Here is a 15,251-nt window from a genome sequence, read left to right on the forward strand (position 1 = left end):
TTATTCATTTCCCGGTTTAACCGTGTCGATATTCGTTATATGTATACGAACAATACGTAATCGATCTACCTCAGTCACTTCGAAAACATGATTAGCATAAGGCACTTTCTTCCCTTTGACAGGCGCGCCTTCCACCTTCTTGAACAGCCAGCCGCCAATCGAATCCACATCGTCGTCTTCAATTTGAAGGTCCAGCATGTCGTTCAGGTCTTCCAGCAATACACGACCATCGACAGAGGTATATTTGTCTTTCACTTCCACGCCAGGTCGCTCATTCACATCGAATTCGTCGTGCAATTCTCCCACGATTTCCTCGATGATATCTTCCAAAGCTAAGAGACCCGCAGTTCCCCCATACTCATCAACAACGATCGCGAGTTGGGAATGCTTTTTCTGCATGAGCTTAAGTACGCGGCTAACTTCCATCGACTCCGGGACGTTTAGAATCGGACGAATGAAGGTTTTGAGTTCCTGCTCAACATCAGGATCCGCCGTAAGTAAGTCAGCAATATGTACAAAACCTACGATGTTATCTTTATGCCCATCAGCTACAGGGTAGCGTGTGTGCTTGGTTTCATGAACGAATCGCAAATTATCGATAAAACTTGTTTCTAGAAACAGACAATCCATATCTGTCCGCGGCAGCATCACTTCACGAGCGATGAGATCGGAGAATTCGAAAATATTATCGAAAAGCGTCATCTCATCTTCATTGATATGACCGCTTTTGACACTCTCATCCATCAGGATTCGAATTTCTTCCTCTGTATGCGCCGCTTCGTTCTCACTGGCAGGCTCTACGCCGATCATCGCCAGAAATTTGTTCGCTGCGCCATTAAGCACCCAAATAATCGGGCGAAATATTCTGTAGAAAAACAATAGCGGAGCTGAGAGCCACAAAGAGGTCAATTCAGGTTTTTGAATCGCAAATGATTTAGGGGCCAATTCCCCTAACACAATGTGCATAAACGTAATAAATCCGAAAGCAATAACAAAAGACAAAGTCGTTGTATACACGGATTCCCCTAAACCAAACGTATGAAATAGAGGTTCCATAATCAGATCATGAATCGCAGGCTCTCCAATCCAACCCAGTCCCAAAGAGGCAAGTGTAATGCCAAGCTGTGTGGCTGATAAATACCTATCCAGTTGTGACGTTACGATACTCGCATATTTAGCTTTTCCGCTGCCTTCATTGACAAGCTGTTGAATACGAGAATGTCGAACTTTCACAAGGGCAAACTCAGCTGCTACGAAAAATCCATTTAACAGAACGAGTAAGATAACCAGGAAAAGATTGAGTGCGATGGAACCGAAATCAAACGACGTATGTGGCAAAATGTATTTCTCCTTCAGAAAGATGATTAGATAATAGCTTTACGGCTTTTGAAATCCACAGTGCGATAGTACGAGTCAGCTACAAGCAGGTTGGGTCCACAACAGGATGCCGTACTACAGAAACAATTCACCCGCTGGTTCAGCGGATTGTTCTCCCAACGTGCAAAGATATCATCAAGCCCATCATCGTGTATATTTCCAAGCGGAGGCTCATTAGCAAAATCGGTGACGAAAACCTCGCCAGTAAACGTACTGACGTTCAATCGGTTCCGCCCATCTGGGTCGTTACGAACCGTAACATTTTGCTCCTCACGTAGACGCTTAACTAACTTACGGTCCGCTTCCAGTTCATTACATGCGAAGAAAGGCAGCGTGCCGAACAGCATCCACATGTCCGGATTGCGGTGGTCCAACAAGCGATGGATACTCGCACGCAATTCGTCCAACGTAACCATCGGAAGATGTGAGGCGAAAGAGCTTGCATACATCGGATGTACCTCGTGACGCTTACAGCCCATTTCGTTAATTAACTGATGAATCTCTGGCAATTTCAAATGTGTTCGCGTGTTAATCATCGATTCCGCAGAAACGTACAAACCGCCCTTACTTAGCGCGATCGTATTATTCACCATTCGCTCATACATCCCTAATGCCGCTCCTTGCCCGACCGGACGCTGAGAATTCACAAATCCTACCTGATGGAAATCATCTGCATTCAAATAATTAAACGAAATATGCATCACATCGAGATACGGCGCAAGCAGCTCATAACGCTCCAAATCTAATGTTAAATTCGAGTTGATTTGAGTGCGAATTCCCCGCTCCCGCGCGTACTTCAGGATTGGCAGCATGTAGTCCTTCACAATCTTGATGTGGTAAGACGGCTCGCCGCCTGTTAAACTGATCGTTTCCAAATGTTCAATTTCATCCAGCTTTTGTAAAATAACTGGCAACGGAATACGTGGTCCTTCTGACATCGTAAGTGAATCACCAACTGCACAATGCTCACAACGCATATTACACAGATTGGTGATGGTAAGCTCTATGCTGGTTAATACATGTTTCCCGTATTTCCGATATGACCGAATGGGGTCCCAAGGATCATAATGGGGAGTTAACTCCGGTAAGATGGAGTGTGTTACGTTCCTATTCATGCTGTTTACACCTGACCTATCATTTCCTATTCAAGAACATGTTACTACCTATTATGCCTATACCTATGCCCTTTATTGTAACTTATGATTCACAAAAAAGGAAACAGAGACAGGAAGTGCAGATGGCGCTACCGCTTCTCCACTTTTCCCTTAGGCTTCACACGGAGCCACCTTGGTGCCCACCAATTGGCGTCACCGAGCAGTTTCATTAGCGCAGGAACAAGCATAACCCGTACGATCGTGGCATCAATCAATACGGCGAGTCCGAGGCCAAGTCCCAATGCTTTCATAATTTCGATATCCGTGAAAATAAAAGATCCAACCACGACAACAAGAATGAAAGCCGCGCTTGTAATTAAGCTCCCTGTTTTTTTCAAACCTTCCGCTGTACTCTGATCATTGTCGCCACTTGCCTCGTACTCTTCCATGATACGTGAAATAAGGAATACTTCGTAATCCATGGAGATACCAAAAACGACGCAAAAGATGATTACAGGCAGCGTTGCACTCACATATCCGATTGACGTAATGTGCAGCATATCTGCCATAAATCCATGTTGGAAAACTAATACAACGATTCCTAAGCTAGCGCCTAAGCTAAGCATATTCATCAGCACAGCTTTGAGCGGGAGCAGGATGGAGCGAAATGCCAACAAGAGTACGAGATAGGTAATTCCCATAACGAAAATAAGAACTTCAGGAATTTCCTTTTGAATGCGATCAATAATGTCCAATCGATAGGCGGGTCCACCTGTCACGGTAGTCTCAATTCCTTCTTTATCCAACTTGCGGAGCTCGTGAACTAACTGATCCGTCGCAGGATCATCCGTGTCCTTCTCAGGGATAACAACCATCAAAGCAGTACGACCTTTCGCTAATTGCGCTTCTTCTAACTGTTTTTGAACATCAGACTTTGTAAACATACCCGCAAGCTCTGCATTCGAATGCTGCCCTAAGACGGTTAGATAGCTCTGCACTTCTTTTACGCCAGCAACAGCTTTGACCTGTTCTCCATAGGCTTGAATCTCACCAATCGAAGCTGATGACCAGATTTCTTCTTTCGTATGTATCACAATTTGAATCGGCCCTGTCATACGAGGGTCATAGGCGGTTTTGAGCAGCTCCGCTCCATAACGGGACTCATAGCTTGGAGGAAGGACCTCCGCATTCGGTACACCTAATTTCATATGCCAGATCGGCGTCATACTGTAGATCAACACACCGCCTACTACCACAACTAAAACAACTGGACGTTTCATCACCGCATAGGCGATTTTCTCCCAGAATTTCGATGTTTCTTGCTTACGGAATCGTTTAGGAACGACCTGTAGAGAGTTAATGCGATGACCTAGAATACCTAGAAGCGCTAACAATACGGTATTAGCCACAATTACGGAAATAGAAACAACGATAACCCCCCCGAGACAGAGAGACCGGAAGAAGGTCAAATCCACAAACAGCATCCCCAATAAACCAATGAGTACAGCAATACCTGAGAAGAAAATCGATCTTCCTGCTGTTTGACATGTCATGGCTACGGCAGCAGCTACACTACCTTGTACTTTGAGTTCCTCACGAAACCGGCTAACCAGAAAGAGTGCATAGTCAATCCCAACAGCAAGCCCCAGCATCGTAACCATATTCGGCAAAAAATTCGATAAAGATTGATGTTGTGCGATAAAATAGGTAACTCCCAGCGTGAGCGTCACACTCATTAATCCCACGACCATAGGCAGGAGTGCTGCAACGAAGGTACCGAAGACAATTAACAACACGATTAGTGCAATAGGTAAACCAATCGCTTCCGACTTGGCAATATCATGTTTGCTGGCTACTTGCATGTCATACAGAATTGCGGGACCTCCCGTTACATACACATCCATACCTGCCGGTGGATGAACAAGCGACTTGAGCTCCGGGTATGCCTCTAGTGCAGGATCTGTATCCAACGTGAGCGATACACTTACCGCCTGGATTTCTAGATGTCCCTCATTCCGAGGTGTAGTTACAAATTTCACATCCTCCACATAAGGCAGTTCTTTCAGTTTCGTAAGTGAGGCCATAATCGCATCTTGCTGATCTTTCACCGTTAAATCAAGCCCATTATGCCCCGTATACACGATATTCAGCTGTGTTCGAGGCACACCAAGCTCATCCCTCATATGAATCAAGCCGAGGTCAGATTCGCTCCCTTTTGGAGTAAACCCATTGTCTTTCAACATCCCTGGCGTTTTTTGAGCAAACATAGCAAAGATCAGCATTAAGCTAATGCCAATCGTTAGCACTAACCATCGGAACCGAAACATGGCGTGCCCCCATCTCCAAAACACACCTTTTTCCAAGGACTCCCGCATCGTGCTTCCTCCTCCTTAATCTACAAAAAGAACCTGGTTTCCCAGGTTCTTTATCTAATACGTGCTATATCTATACTATAGAAGTGTAGGCATACTTGAATCTAATTCTGATTCACTTACCTTAATTTCTCCAATTTCGGAAATTAATATCGATAGCTTGCTTGAAAGATCGATTTCATAAGGTTCCTTAAGTACTGTACCTGCTTCATCTTGTAATACGCGGATAGTAGGTCTGTGCGGAACAGACATGTTCAACTTCGATACGAGGCCATATTCGCCAGTATTCAGTCGTACTGTAATCCCTAGTGGGTAAATAGCAATTTTGTCTCGAAACAAAGCAATCTGACTTTGATCATACATCGTGCCAGAGCCAGCGAATAACTGCTCCATCGCTTCATGTGGCAATAAAGGTCTGCGATATACCCGTGTAGTCGTCATAGCATCATAGGAATCGACAAGTCCAATCCATCTGGCGAACTCATTAATCTCGCCCCCTTGAATCCCCCGCGGATATCCACTGCCATTAATCCGTTCATGATGCTGCAGGGCACAATGAGCTGAAAGAAGTGGGATATTCGGCTCATCCTTCAATAGATTGAAGCCATAGGTTGTATGATTCTTCATTTCCTTGAACTCGTCTGGTGTTAGCTGCGAAGGCTTGCGAAGAATGCCTAATGGCACTTTCGTTTTCCCAATATCATGCAGTAACGCACCTAAGCCAAGCGTCTCGAGCTTATCTCGACTATACCCATAACTGATTCCAAGCATGATCGCATAGATACTCACGTTAACCGAATGTTGAAATAAGTAATTATCTTTCACATTCATATTATTAAGCATGACCATAGCGCCATCATGAGCACTAAGATCATCAATAATCATCTTCATGACATCACGAAAATTACGACCAATGTCGTAATAATTCACAGCTCCGCGTTTATTGGAATCTTCCATTACCTTCTTGAACGTATTGCGAATTTCGGTAACCGCTCTGCTTCTTGTTTCGTCCTGAATAACATCTTGTTGAATAATATCATTCGTTCTAGCATCTTCTATGTAAATATAATCAATTCCGTAACTAAACAAGCGATCAAGGAGTCTCTGTGTAAGCTCAACATTAACGGCCAGAAGGACCATACCATCATCGTTGTATATATTCTTAGCCAGCCTCATCCCAGGTTGACACATGTTGATCGGCATAAACAGCATTTCAGGACCCCCGCATAGGTGAGCATTACGTTCTATTTAAATGTAATAGATTTTTAAGAAAAGTTCAATACAAAAAACCGCGTCTTTCGACGCGATTCGCTAATGTTTCATAAATATTTTACTTTAAAAACATATAAAGCGCGAAAATAATCGCAATGGCAAAACGATAATACGCAAAGTAAGTGAGCTTCATCTTTTGTACAAATTTAATGAAGGATACAACAGCCAGTAAAGCCACTACGAAAGCCACTAGAAATCCTACAATAAAGAAGGCCAAATCATCGGATGACAATGCTTCATAATTTTTCAAAAAGTAGACGCCTGAAGCCCCGAACATAATTGGAATCGCCATAATGAAGGTGAAATCCGCTGAAGCGGCACGGCTTACACCAGAAAGCATACCACCGGCAATCGTGGAACCTGATCGAGAAAAGCCAGGCCAAATCGATACGAGCTGCCACAATCCGATAGCGAATGCTTGTCGATACGTCAAATCATCAAGGACCGTCGTTTTCGGTTGTTCCTTTTTCTTCTCAGCAATGATTAGTAGAATACCACCGAGCACGAGTCCAACTAAGACAGTTGTTGTATTGAATAACTTCTCATCCACAATATCATTAAATAAAACACCGATCACACCAGCAGGTAGGATGCCAATTAAAATATGAAATAAATTCAGCTTTTTCCCAGTTTTACTTTCGCTTTTCCGATTCACAAGTCCAAATAAGGAAAGGATTCGCTTCCAATAGATAATGACGACCGCCATAATAGCACCCAATTGAATCACGAAATCGAACGTCTTCATGACTTCGTCATTTTGTGTGTTTAGCAGGCTTTGTGCCAAAATCATATGTCCTGTCGAGGACACGGGTAAAAACTCCGTCAAGCCTTCAACGATCCCAATAATGATCGCCTCAAAAATTGTATGCATAATTGCCCCCTATATTCTGATAATTATCAGGAATCTTGCTCCGGTTCCTATTCTACCTGTTTAGGACTGGGTCTGACAACATCTAAGAACCGAAGGTGGTGGCTGTTTGCAATCGCAGCCTCATCTTGCAGTTGATCAGCTAACACATCACGGATAAATTCCGGCAGCATGTAAACGATCTCCTTGCCTCGGCTCAGCGATAAATAGCCTGAGCCGAACGTAAACATATCGATCGTACCCACGAGGTAGGACCGTTCTGGATCCAGCAATTCCTCGCCGACATATACGGCGACGATGCGCTCGTAGGGAGGGCGCGAGGCATCCACTTGGACGGTTATCCCGTCCACACAGAGGACACCTAGCACCTCCCCGCGGAAGCCGTAGCCGCGTATCGGCTTCTCCATGAACTCGTCAAGCAGCGACTCTTCGAGCGCTTGACGAATGTCCGCGCCGCTGAGCAGCATGCGGCAGGGATTGATCGGGCCGGGGCAGATTTCCAGCAGCCGGCCCCGGGTCAAGCCCCCCTCCTTCAGTCCCTGAAGGAGCTGCCCACTATTGACCAGCCCGATCTCGGCGCTGGTCCAGCGGCGAATACCCGCGGCAAGCAAGTTGCCGAGCGGGGACTCGCCGTACCAATCCAGGCGCAGCGGCTGCCGCAGCTGCGCTACTTCCACCGCCAGCGAGGCGCTGCTGGCGATGCGGTAGTGCTCCAGCAGCGTGATGACGCTGCTGTCTTCTTCACTCGCGTCCGTCATCGGGACGACGCGGCCGTTCAGCTCTACGATCCGGCGCTGCGCCGGGTCGTAGGCAAGCTCGATATGGCCGGCATACTGACCGAACTTACCGGCCGCACCAATATAAGTGCCGCTGAGCAGCAGCGGCTCTTCGAGTAAATGATGGGTGTGACCACCAAGGATGATGTCGATGCCATCCAACTCCTCAGCCATCCGTTGATCCGTTCTTAGGCCCAGATGCGACATAACGATTAGAATGTCCACCTTGGGACGTAATAGGCTCACATGGGCGTTTACAGCCTTCATAGGATCCGTTACATCCCAGCCTAGCAGCTCATAGTAAGCTTGATAAGCAGCCGTAACCCCAATCAGACCAATACGAAGACCTGATTTCTCAATCGTAAGTGATGGCAACATCCAATCTGGCGTTTCCTTCGTGTTGATATCCGTAATATTGCTGCCAATAATCGAAAATTTCGCATGCTCCAAAACAACAGCCCTGAGCCAATCCGGTGTGAAGGTTAATCCTTCATTATTGCCTAGAACCATAGCTTCGTAGCCCGTAGCATTCATGATTTCCAAATTGGCGATCGCATTCGTTCCTTCTGTCTCTGGAAACATCCGATCCATGTGGTCGCCAATATCAAGTGTCAATACCTGATCTGGCGGCCAGAGACGGCGGACACGATCAAAATAGGCGCTTATCTTGGGCATTTGTTCAAAGTGACTATGAATATCATTCGTATGTAATATGACTAGCCGTTGCAAGGGGGACGTCATCCCGTTCACCTCTCTTCATGGGCAAGTAGATCCTAGCATGTCTCTATATTATGCAAGTATCCCCTTCCTCATTTCTTGAATTTGAGCTCACCCGGGGTAACTTTGTTCTTAAACCCATAAGTTGCTTCTTCACCTAAACTTGGATCGTTCAGAAACCATACCTTTACAATACTTTTTACATTCAGACATTCACTGCTTCCATCAGGTACGTATAGTCGAATAGGATACCCTTTCTTCAATGGTTGTCCCTTTTGTGCGTATAGGAATAGCGCTTGATCCGCCTGCCCCCAAGGAATCAACGCTTGGAACTCATCTACCGCTTCCACTCTCACATGCGTTGGCTCTTCAGTTTCAGGATGTTTCCCCTTGTTATTCCAGTTTCGGTACCATGATTTGAGATCAAATGCCTCCCCTTCCACCGCTGGAACCCGATCTTGAATGTTCAACCGCAGATCCGAGAGTGTGACCATTTCGTCAACAGTAAAGGTTTCTTTGTGCTTATGTAAGTCAGACACTTCTATGTGTGAATTGGTTTGCATGCGTAGATCTCCTCCGTCAATTCAAATTCCATGTCCTTCCAAAGGATCACTCCATTATACCATTTTCAGGGCAAAATATGATATGCTGTAAGGGATTCTAACATCTATCACAAGGAGAAACAAATTGAACTTACACATTCAACTCTTCGCAGGTCTTGTAGACCTATTCGGTACTGCGGTTCTGACGATTTCAGTCGATCAAGATTCGATTACCATTGCACAATTGAAGGATAAAATCATCACCGATTATCCTGCTGCCTCGGCGCAGCTTCCTATATGCTTTTTCGCCAAAAATCAAGCTTATGCCGGTGATCAGGAAACGGTTTCCACCTCCGACGAGCTCGCACTTATTCCGCCTGTTTCAGGTGGACAGCCTTCGCTTTATGAAATCACCAATTCAACGATTGATGTCGTTTCCGTGACTTCTAAGGTGAATCATCCCAACCACGGTGCTTCACTTGCCTTCATCGGCACGACGCGAGAAATGACGTATGGACAGCGAACCGTCCTTTTGGAGTATGAGGCTTATGCCCCCATGGCCTTGAAAACGATGGCAAGCATCGGCGAAGAAATCGATGCGAAGTGGCCTGGCACGCTTTGTGCCATTACACATCGATTAGGTAAGGTTGCAATTGCAGAGGCCAGCGTCGTGATCGCTGTATCCTCCCCTCACCGCGCTGATTGCTATGAAGCAAGTCGGTATGCGATTGAGCGTTTGAAACAAATCGTACCCATTTGGAAAAAAGAAATATGGGAGGATGGGTCCGAATGGAAAGGCAATCAAACAGGACCCTGGAACCCGCTACAAGCACCGCAAACTGATAACTGATTTGAACGGAGATGACTTCACTTGGACCCGTATTTACATACAGAAACTGCGTCAGATGTTGACTCGCGTTATTCGAGACAAATTCTTTTTCCCCCAATTGGCATGGAAGGTCAACGCAAACTTGGCCTTGGTCGTGTTGCTATTGTTGGTATGGGTGCTTTAGGCACCGTTCTTGCCAATCATATGGTGCGAGCAGGCGTTGGATTTGTTCGGATCATTGATCGTGATTTTGTTGATAAAAGCAATCTGCAAAGACAAATGCTGTACGATGAAGAGGACGCTGCTGCCACGGTTCCCAAATCAATCGCCGCTGCGAAACGTCTTCAGCTAGTTAATTCCAATGTCGTCATAGATCCTCATGTCTGTGATCTTAATGCCACAAATGCTGAACAATTGCTTCATGATGTCGATGTGATTCTCGATGGCACCGATAACTTTGCCGTTCGGTTCTTGCTCAACGATGTCAGCTTGAAATTAGGGATCCCTTGGATCTATGGTGGTGCCGTGGCTTCGCGAGGTGTCTCATTGACGATTATCCCTGAACGAACACCTTGTTTGCGCTGCCTGTTCACACAAGCACCTGCTGCGGGCACCACGGATACTTGTGACACTGCTGGTGTCATTGGAGGAATCATCCATGTTGTCGCTTCTTTTCAAGCCACAGAGGCGCTTAAGCTGCTCGTAGGTGCTACGGAGCAGCTCAATCTCAGCATGCAGCAATGGGACTTATGGTTCAATCAGAACTCGGCAATACGGGTCTCTGGTGCTAAGAAGTCAGATTGTCCCGCTTGTGCGCAGAAGCAATATGAGTACTTAGATGCCCATCTTGAAAGTGATACAATTCAATCCTTATGCGGGCGCAATTCGGTTCAAATTCTACCGGTTATTCCCAGCACGCAACCACTGGAATACTGGGAGGAACGACTACAACCTCTTGGCCTGGTTGAGAGAAACCGTTTTCTACTTAAGTTTCACGCTTCTTCAGATATCCAAATAATTCTATTCCCTGGCGGTCGTGTTCTCATTCAAGGGACTGAGGATTTAATTCAAGCCAAAAGTCTTTACAGTCGTTATATTGGGATGTAGTATTACAATATACCTACCAGATACTAGGACTTGGAGAGGAGCTTCTATGCGTGTACATGTGCTTCAACTTATTGTTGGTGACAAATTAATTTCCGATTCCTACAATGCCGTAGGCCTTCATCTTCTATCCTCGGGCACTGTTCTCGATGCTGGGGACATTTCGATGCTCAATCGCCACAGTGTGGATTATGTTGATATAGCTCCAAGAAGCAGTGAAATCGAGAAAGTCGTAGAGGAAGCGCCAACGAGACAAGCTAATATCTTACAGGTAACCTCTTTTAACAACGCAACACAGGGTATTAAAGAAATGTTTGAAGCTTTGCAAGACGGTGGATCTCTTCGCAATGACGTTGTAGAATCCGCTTTCAATCCACTGATCGACAGCATACAAGAGGAAAAGGATGTTGTTTCCCTGCTTCTATCTTTGCATAGTAAAGATGACTATACCCTACAGCATAGCGTTCAAGTTGGGATGCTGTCTTATTATATTGCCAAATGGATGAATAAATCCGAGAAGGATGCTATCGTCATCGGAAAAGCAGGCTATTTGCACGATATCGGCAAATGTAGAATACATCCCGATATACTGAATAAGCCAGGTAAGCTGACAAAGGAAGAATTCGAGGAAGTTCAGAAGCATACCATTCATGGGTATGATATCATTCGTAAATCATTAAAAGATGAGACGCTCGCACTTGTTGCTCTTCAACATCACGAGCGTATGGATGGTACAGGTTATCCCCTACGGAAAAGCGGTACGGACATCCATTCCTACTCCAAGATTGTCGCGGTCGCAGATGTCTATAGCGCTATGATATCCAGCAGAGTGTATCAACAGCGACGTGATCTTCTGCATGTACTTAAAGAGCTTCACCGCATGAGCTTCGGCGAGCTGGATCCCAAGATCACCCAAGTGTTCATACGTAACATGATTCCTAACTTTATTGGTAAAAAAGTGTCTTTGAGCGACGGACGTGAAGGAACGATCATCATGACGAACCCTACTGATTTCTTCCGACCGCTCATCAACATTGACAATCAGTTCTTGGATTTATCGCAGCTTGCAAATGTAGAAATTACAAAAATTGCGATCTAATACATAGATAATAGGTTAAATAATTAGACTGCTTACCGAAATCGCGATTCCAATATACACCGCAGCAAGAAGGGTACCTACAGCCACATTCCCTCCCTTTAGCTGATCTGATAGCTTCATACCTGGGGTAAGCCAATCGAACACCCAATATGAGGCTATTAAGCATGCGTACCCTACCGCAAACCATAAGCTCATATGCCAAATGGAGGAGTTCGTGTAGGCGGCAATGCCTAGAATGATGGCCGTAGCTACGAACTTGCCTCCCATCGTAATCCCCACAGCCACATTGCCGTTATTTATTTCTTCCATATCCCGATAGGGTGTCATTAAACTAAAGATGTACATCCCTGCAAACTGTAACAAGACAATGACGAATAAACTTATAATAAGATCTACAACGATCACTCTGCCCACCCCCGAAATTTAGCCATCGATTGATCAAAATCTGTATAATCATGTACTTCCTCTAGGACTACACTTACTTCTTTTTTATCCTTGAACGCTTTGTATCTCTCTTCTGGAATCGGTTGCTTAATCTTCTGCCCAGTTGGCAATTCTACTACCGCAAAGTACCTGAATTGGCTATCCAGCTCTGTTTTATAAACACCGATTAATTTCACATCCGTCTTTATTTCCACTTTCAGCTCCACTAGATCTTTGTCGGCTTCTTCTTTTGTTTTGAAGGACTTGATCGGTTTCCATTGCGACAACGTGACATCGTTCTTCCCTTGACTGTCTGCTTTCATCGTGGCTTGCATGAAACTCAATACCCAGATACTATCCCCAGTCGCAAAATTCTGATCGTTAGACATTCGGTCATTGTTCGGTAACAGCACCATATCACCATCGATGAGATCACCAATCTTGACTTGCTGGACTTGATAGTCCCATGGCACATCACCAGGAGCATACTTCGATGTTGTCGATATGTTGCCTGTTGTTGATTGGCTTAGGACGGATGGTTTCTTATCAAATGCCGTTGAGATGATCCAAATGATGACAATGATGCCGATAAGTCCTACTGCCAATAGTATAAATCTTCCTTGTTTCAAGGCGCTTTCACTCCAATCGCCACAAATTGACTTGCATTTCCCGTTATGATGCCGCCAGCTCTACCTAGAAGTCCACATGGCGTACCATTCAATACGAATAGACCGGTTAATAAATGTCCTTGACCATGCTGAAAGGTTAGCCGCGGCAGGTCTGCCCGTTCTTGATACACACGTTTAAAAAACACACTCGTATCGAAGCCCGCTTCATCCTTGTATTCCAATTCTCCTAACTCGTTATATAGCTCAACTGAGCCGCCTTCGCGGCCAAACATCGATTTGGACACATAGTTACCTGCAAGGATAGGATTCGTAAAGGTCTGCAGCATGTAAGTCTGAATGATGTCATGTTCCTCTTGCGTAAATAACGTGGATTGTCTGATATGAAGATCCCAGATCAAGGCTTGCAAGCCTTTGGATTGTAAAATCACAGCATGCAGAGGATTGAACAAATGAACGAATTGCTCCTCGATTGCATACGACAGCGCTTCTCCCCCGTCGTCAACCCCCATCCACTCCTTCGGATATAAGGCAAACATACGCTGAATGGTCTGATCAGCACCAACCTTGACGACGCCCTCGTCGATCCATAAATCCAAACAGTCCACGCAGGTCATTTTTCTTCCGCTGTGTGCAACAAGCGCATCTATCGTCCCTGTGTCTTCTGCATGTACACCGTAGGCTATACAGGCTGCATAATCAGGTGCCTCGATCTCCCAGGCCGCTTTTAGAAGCTCTTTCATCCTGCCATTTGGTGATTCCAACCCATATTGCTTACAAAGCCACGGAGTCGCAATGGAGGCTTCGACATAACCCGTAGGCGTATCTGCATTTAGTTCTAGTAATTTAATGTTGCCTGCCTGATCGACAGTAAAATCAAATCTCGCATAGCGGCTTATGAAGCCTTCGCCATTCGGCTCAAGTCGATCCAGCCCATCCCATAGTACTTCTGGTATCGATAAGTCTGCATAAAGCTCCCTTTTGCCGAAAACGTAGCAGGCAGCTTTATCAAACGCCTGCCACAGTCCAGCAGCAGCATGAATAAGGTCCTGATATACCTCATTCGACATAACGACAAGCTGATCAATCCAGTACTCTTCGTTCTCCAAATTAGCCCATGTAAATCCAAGCTCAGCTAGTTGCTGTACGCGAGAATTTCTGTCAGGGGCTGGTGTCCCAATCACTTCAAATACCATGCCATTAACCCCCAGAGCTTGAGCTGGAGGAGGAGCTAAAACCGCTTGATTTACCACCTATGCTGCCTGATGAAGTTGATGTTGACTTGGAGCCGCTAGCAGAGGAACCTGTTGTATTTGATTTGGTGGTAGTTGACGATTTATTCGAATTCGAAGTAAAGGTCCCACTACCACTTGAAGTTGTTGGTGTCTTCGTCGTCGAACGATTCGTAAATGAGCTGGGTTGATACGTTTTATTAACATATGGCGTATTGGATCGATAATAATACGAGCGATGATTATTCCCCCAACTGCTAGATGAATACGGACTTACCGTATTGAAAATCAGATGATATAGCAGCAGATCATCCCATCCAAAGCCACTACCAATTCCACTTCCCGAAACCTGATTCACAATGACAGTAGAACTGCTGGAGGCACTGCTGCCTGTCGTAACTGGTGTTGGCGTAGGTGAAGGTGCAGCTAAACCCTTATCAGGCGGGACAGGTAATTTCCAATCGACCTGAGGATCGTAATAGGCCTTAACATCCTCATTCGACCATTCCACCAATTTAGATGAGCCTGTATTGGGACCAGGTGTCTCCGCAGCTTGTGCTGTTCCTAGCAGCAAGTGGCCTAACAAGATCAAACTCAGTGAAGTTGATAGTACTTTAAGCGGTCGTTTCACTCCTTGCTCCCTCCCCCTACAGCGCCAGCTTTCACGAGCAGCAACTCAAATACTTGGAGATCTAGATTCAAACGGCCCTCAATCATTTCGTATTCCTTTCCGCCAACGAGAATAAAGTTAGCCACATTTAAGGCTTGAATAAGTTGATCATCCCAGGCACGTTCACCAAGTTTGAGCAGTTGCCCCTCGGGCAACTTTTCATAAAGCACGATTGTCATACTGCTAGCCTCCTCCACAAAAAAAACTTTCTACACATTTAAACGCACGAGAGATTCAATTGTTTCAAAAT

15 protein-coding genes are annotated in these 15,251 nt (G+C 45.4%); 3 read left to right on the top strand and 12 right to left on the bottom strand.

Features of this window, described 5'->3' with window-relative positions; translation table 11 throughout:
- The 7 genes from L6I86_RS08275 to L6I86_RS08305 form a co-directional block, all read right to left on the bottom strand.
- Nucleotides 1–1,338 (bottom strand): hemolysin family protein, encoded by a 1,338-nt coding sequence (locus tag L6I86_RS08275; protein WP_056624147.1) that lies wholly within the window; start codon nt 1,336–1,338, stop codon nt 1–3.
- 26 nt (nt 1,339–1,364) lie between these two features.
- A complete protein-coding gene (gene yfkAB / locus L6I86_RS08280; RefSeq protein WP_236286111.1) occupies nt 1,365–2,492 on the bottom strand; it encodes a radical SAM/CxCxxxxC motif protein YfkAB in 1,128 nt (375 codons plus the stop codon).
- A 128-nt stretch (nt 2,493–2,620) separates the two neighbouring features.
- Nucleotides 2,621–4,846, bottom strand: coding sequence for an MMPL family transporter (locus L6I86_RS08285; RefSeq protein ID WP_236286112.1), 2,226 nt, complete (start codon nt 4,844–4,846; stop codon nt 2,621–2,623).
- A gap of 75 nt (nt 4,847–4,921) precedes the next feature.
- Nucleotides 4,922–6,055: an HD-GYP domain-containing protein gene (locus tag L6I86_RS08290; protein WP_236286113.1), complete on the bottom strand. Its 1,134-nt coding sequence runs from the start codon at nt 6,053–6,055 to the stop codon at nt 4,922–4,924.
- Nucleotides 6,056–6,173: 118 nt separating this feature from the next.
- Nucleotides 6,174–6,986 (bottom strand): undecaprenyl-diphosphate phosphatase, encoded by an 813-nt coding sequence (locus tag L6I86_RS08295; protein ID WP_236286114.1) that lies wholly within the window; start codon nt 6,984–6,986, stop codon nt 6,174–6,176.
- A 47-nt stretch (nt 6,987–7,033) separates the two neighbouring features.
- Nucleotides 7,034–8,500: a bifunctional metallophosphatase/5'-nucleotidase gene (locus L6I86_RS08300; RefSeq protein WP_236286116.1), complete on the bottom strand. Its 1,467-nt coding sequence runs from the start codon at nt 8,498–8,500 to the stop codon at nt 7,034–7,036.
- A gap of 68 nt (nt 8,501–8,568) precedes the next feature.
- Nucleotides 8,569–9,039 carry a molybdopterin-dependent oxidoreductase gene (locus L6I86_RS08305; protein ID WP_236286117.1) on the bottom strand — a complete coding sequence of 157 codons (471 nt, stop codon included), beginning with the start codon at nt 9,037–9,039 and terminating at the stop codon, nt 8,569–8,571.
- 124 nt (nt 9,040–9,163) lie between these two features.
- Here L6I86_RS08305 and L6I86_RS08315 point away from each other — a divergent pair, with 124 nt between their 5' ends.
- Genes L6I86_RS08315 through L6I86_RS08325 form a run of 3 tightly spaced genes read left to right on the top strand, consistent with a single transcriptional unit; the run spans nt 9,164 to nt 12,050 of the window.
- Nucleotides 9,164–9,868 (top strand): molybdenum cofactor biosynthesis protein, encoded by a 705-nt coding sequence (locus L6I86_RS08315; protein WP_276574817.1) that lies wholly within the window; start codon nt 9,164–9,166, stop codon nt 9,866–9,868.
- 21 nt (nt 9,869–9,889) lie between these two features.
- Nucleotides 9,890–10,954 carry a ThiF family adenylyltransferase gene (locus L6I86_RS08320; RefSeq protein ID WP_276574818.1) on the top strand — a complete coding sequence of 355 codons (1,065 nt, stop codon included), beginning with the start codon at nt 9,890–9,892 and terminating at the stop codon, nt 10,952–10,954.
- Nucleotides 10,955–11,000: 46 nt separating this feature from the next.
- A complete protein-coding gene (locus tag L6I86_RS08325; protein ID WP_236286121.1) occupies nt 11,001–12,050 on the top strand; it encodes an HD-GYP domain-containing protein in 1,050 nt (349 codons plus the stop codon).
- Nucleotides 12,051–12,065: 15 nt separating this feature from the next.
- On the opposite strand, the gene L6I86_RS08330 is transcribed toward L6I86_RS08325, so the two are convergent.
- Genes L6I86_RS08330 through L6I86_RS08350 form a run of 5 tightly spaced genes read right to left on the bottom strand, consistent with a single transcriptional unit; the run spans nt 12,066 to nt 15,180 of the window.
- Nucleotides 12,066–12,455: a DUF350 domain-containing protein gene (locus L6I86_RS08330; protein ID WP_056624173.1), complete on the bottom strand. Its 390-nt coding sequence runs from the start codon at nt 12,453–12,455 to the stop codon at nt 12,066–12,068.
- Nucleotides 12,452–13,102 carry a hypothetical protein gene (locus L6I86_RS08335; protein ID WP_236286122.1) on the bottom strand — a complete coding sequence of 217 codons (651 nt, stop codon included), beginning with the start codon at nt 13,100–13,102 and terminating at the stop codon, nt 12,452–12,454. The genes L6I86_RS08330 and L6I86_RS08335 overlap by 4 nt, the downstream gene beginning before the upstream one ends.
- Complete coding sequence (locus L6I86_RS08340; RefSeq protein WP_236286123.1) at nt 13,099–14,295, bottom strand: glutathionylspermidine synthase family protein; 1,197 nt, start codon at nt 14,293–14,295, stop codon at nt 13,099–13,101. The genes L6I86_RS08335 and L6I86_RS08340 overlap by 4 nt, the downstream gene beginning before the upstream one ends.
- Before the next feature lie 4 nt (nt 14,296–14,299).
- Nucleotides 14,300–14,962, bottom strand: coding sequence for a hypothetical protein (locus tag L6I86_RS08345; RefSeq protein WP_236286125.1), 663 nt, complete (start codon nt 14,960–14,962; stop codon nt 14,300–14,302).
- Complete coding sequence (locus L6I86_RS08350) at nt 14,959–15,180, bottom strand: hypothetical protein (RefSeq protein ID WP_236286127.1); 222 nt, start codon at nt 15,178–15,180, stop codon at nt 14,959–14,961. The genes L6I86_RS08345 and L6I86_RS08350 overlap by 4 nt, the downstream gene beginning before the upstream one ends.
- Between the last annotated feature and the right edge of the window lie 71 nt (nt 15,181–15,251).

The organism is Paenibacillus allorhizoplanae (genome assembly GCF_927798215.1).
GTDB classification, from domain to species: Bacteria; Bacillota; Bacilli; order Paenibacillales; family NBRC-103111; genus Paenibacillus_E; species Paenibacillus_E allorhizoplanae.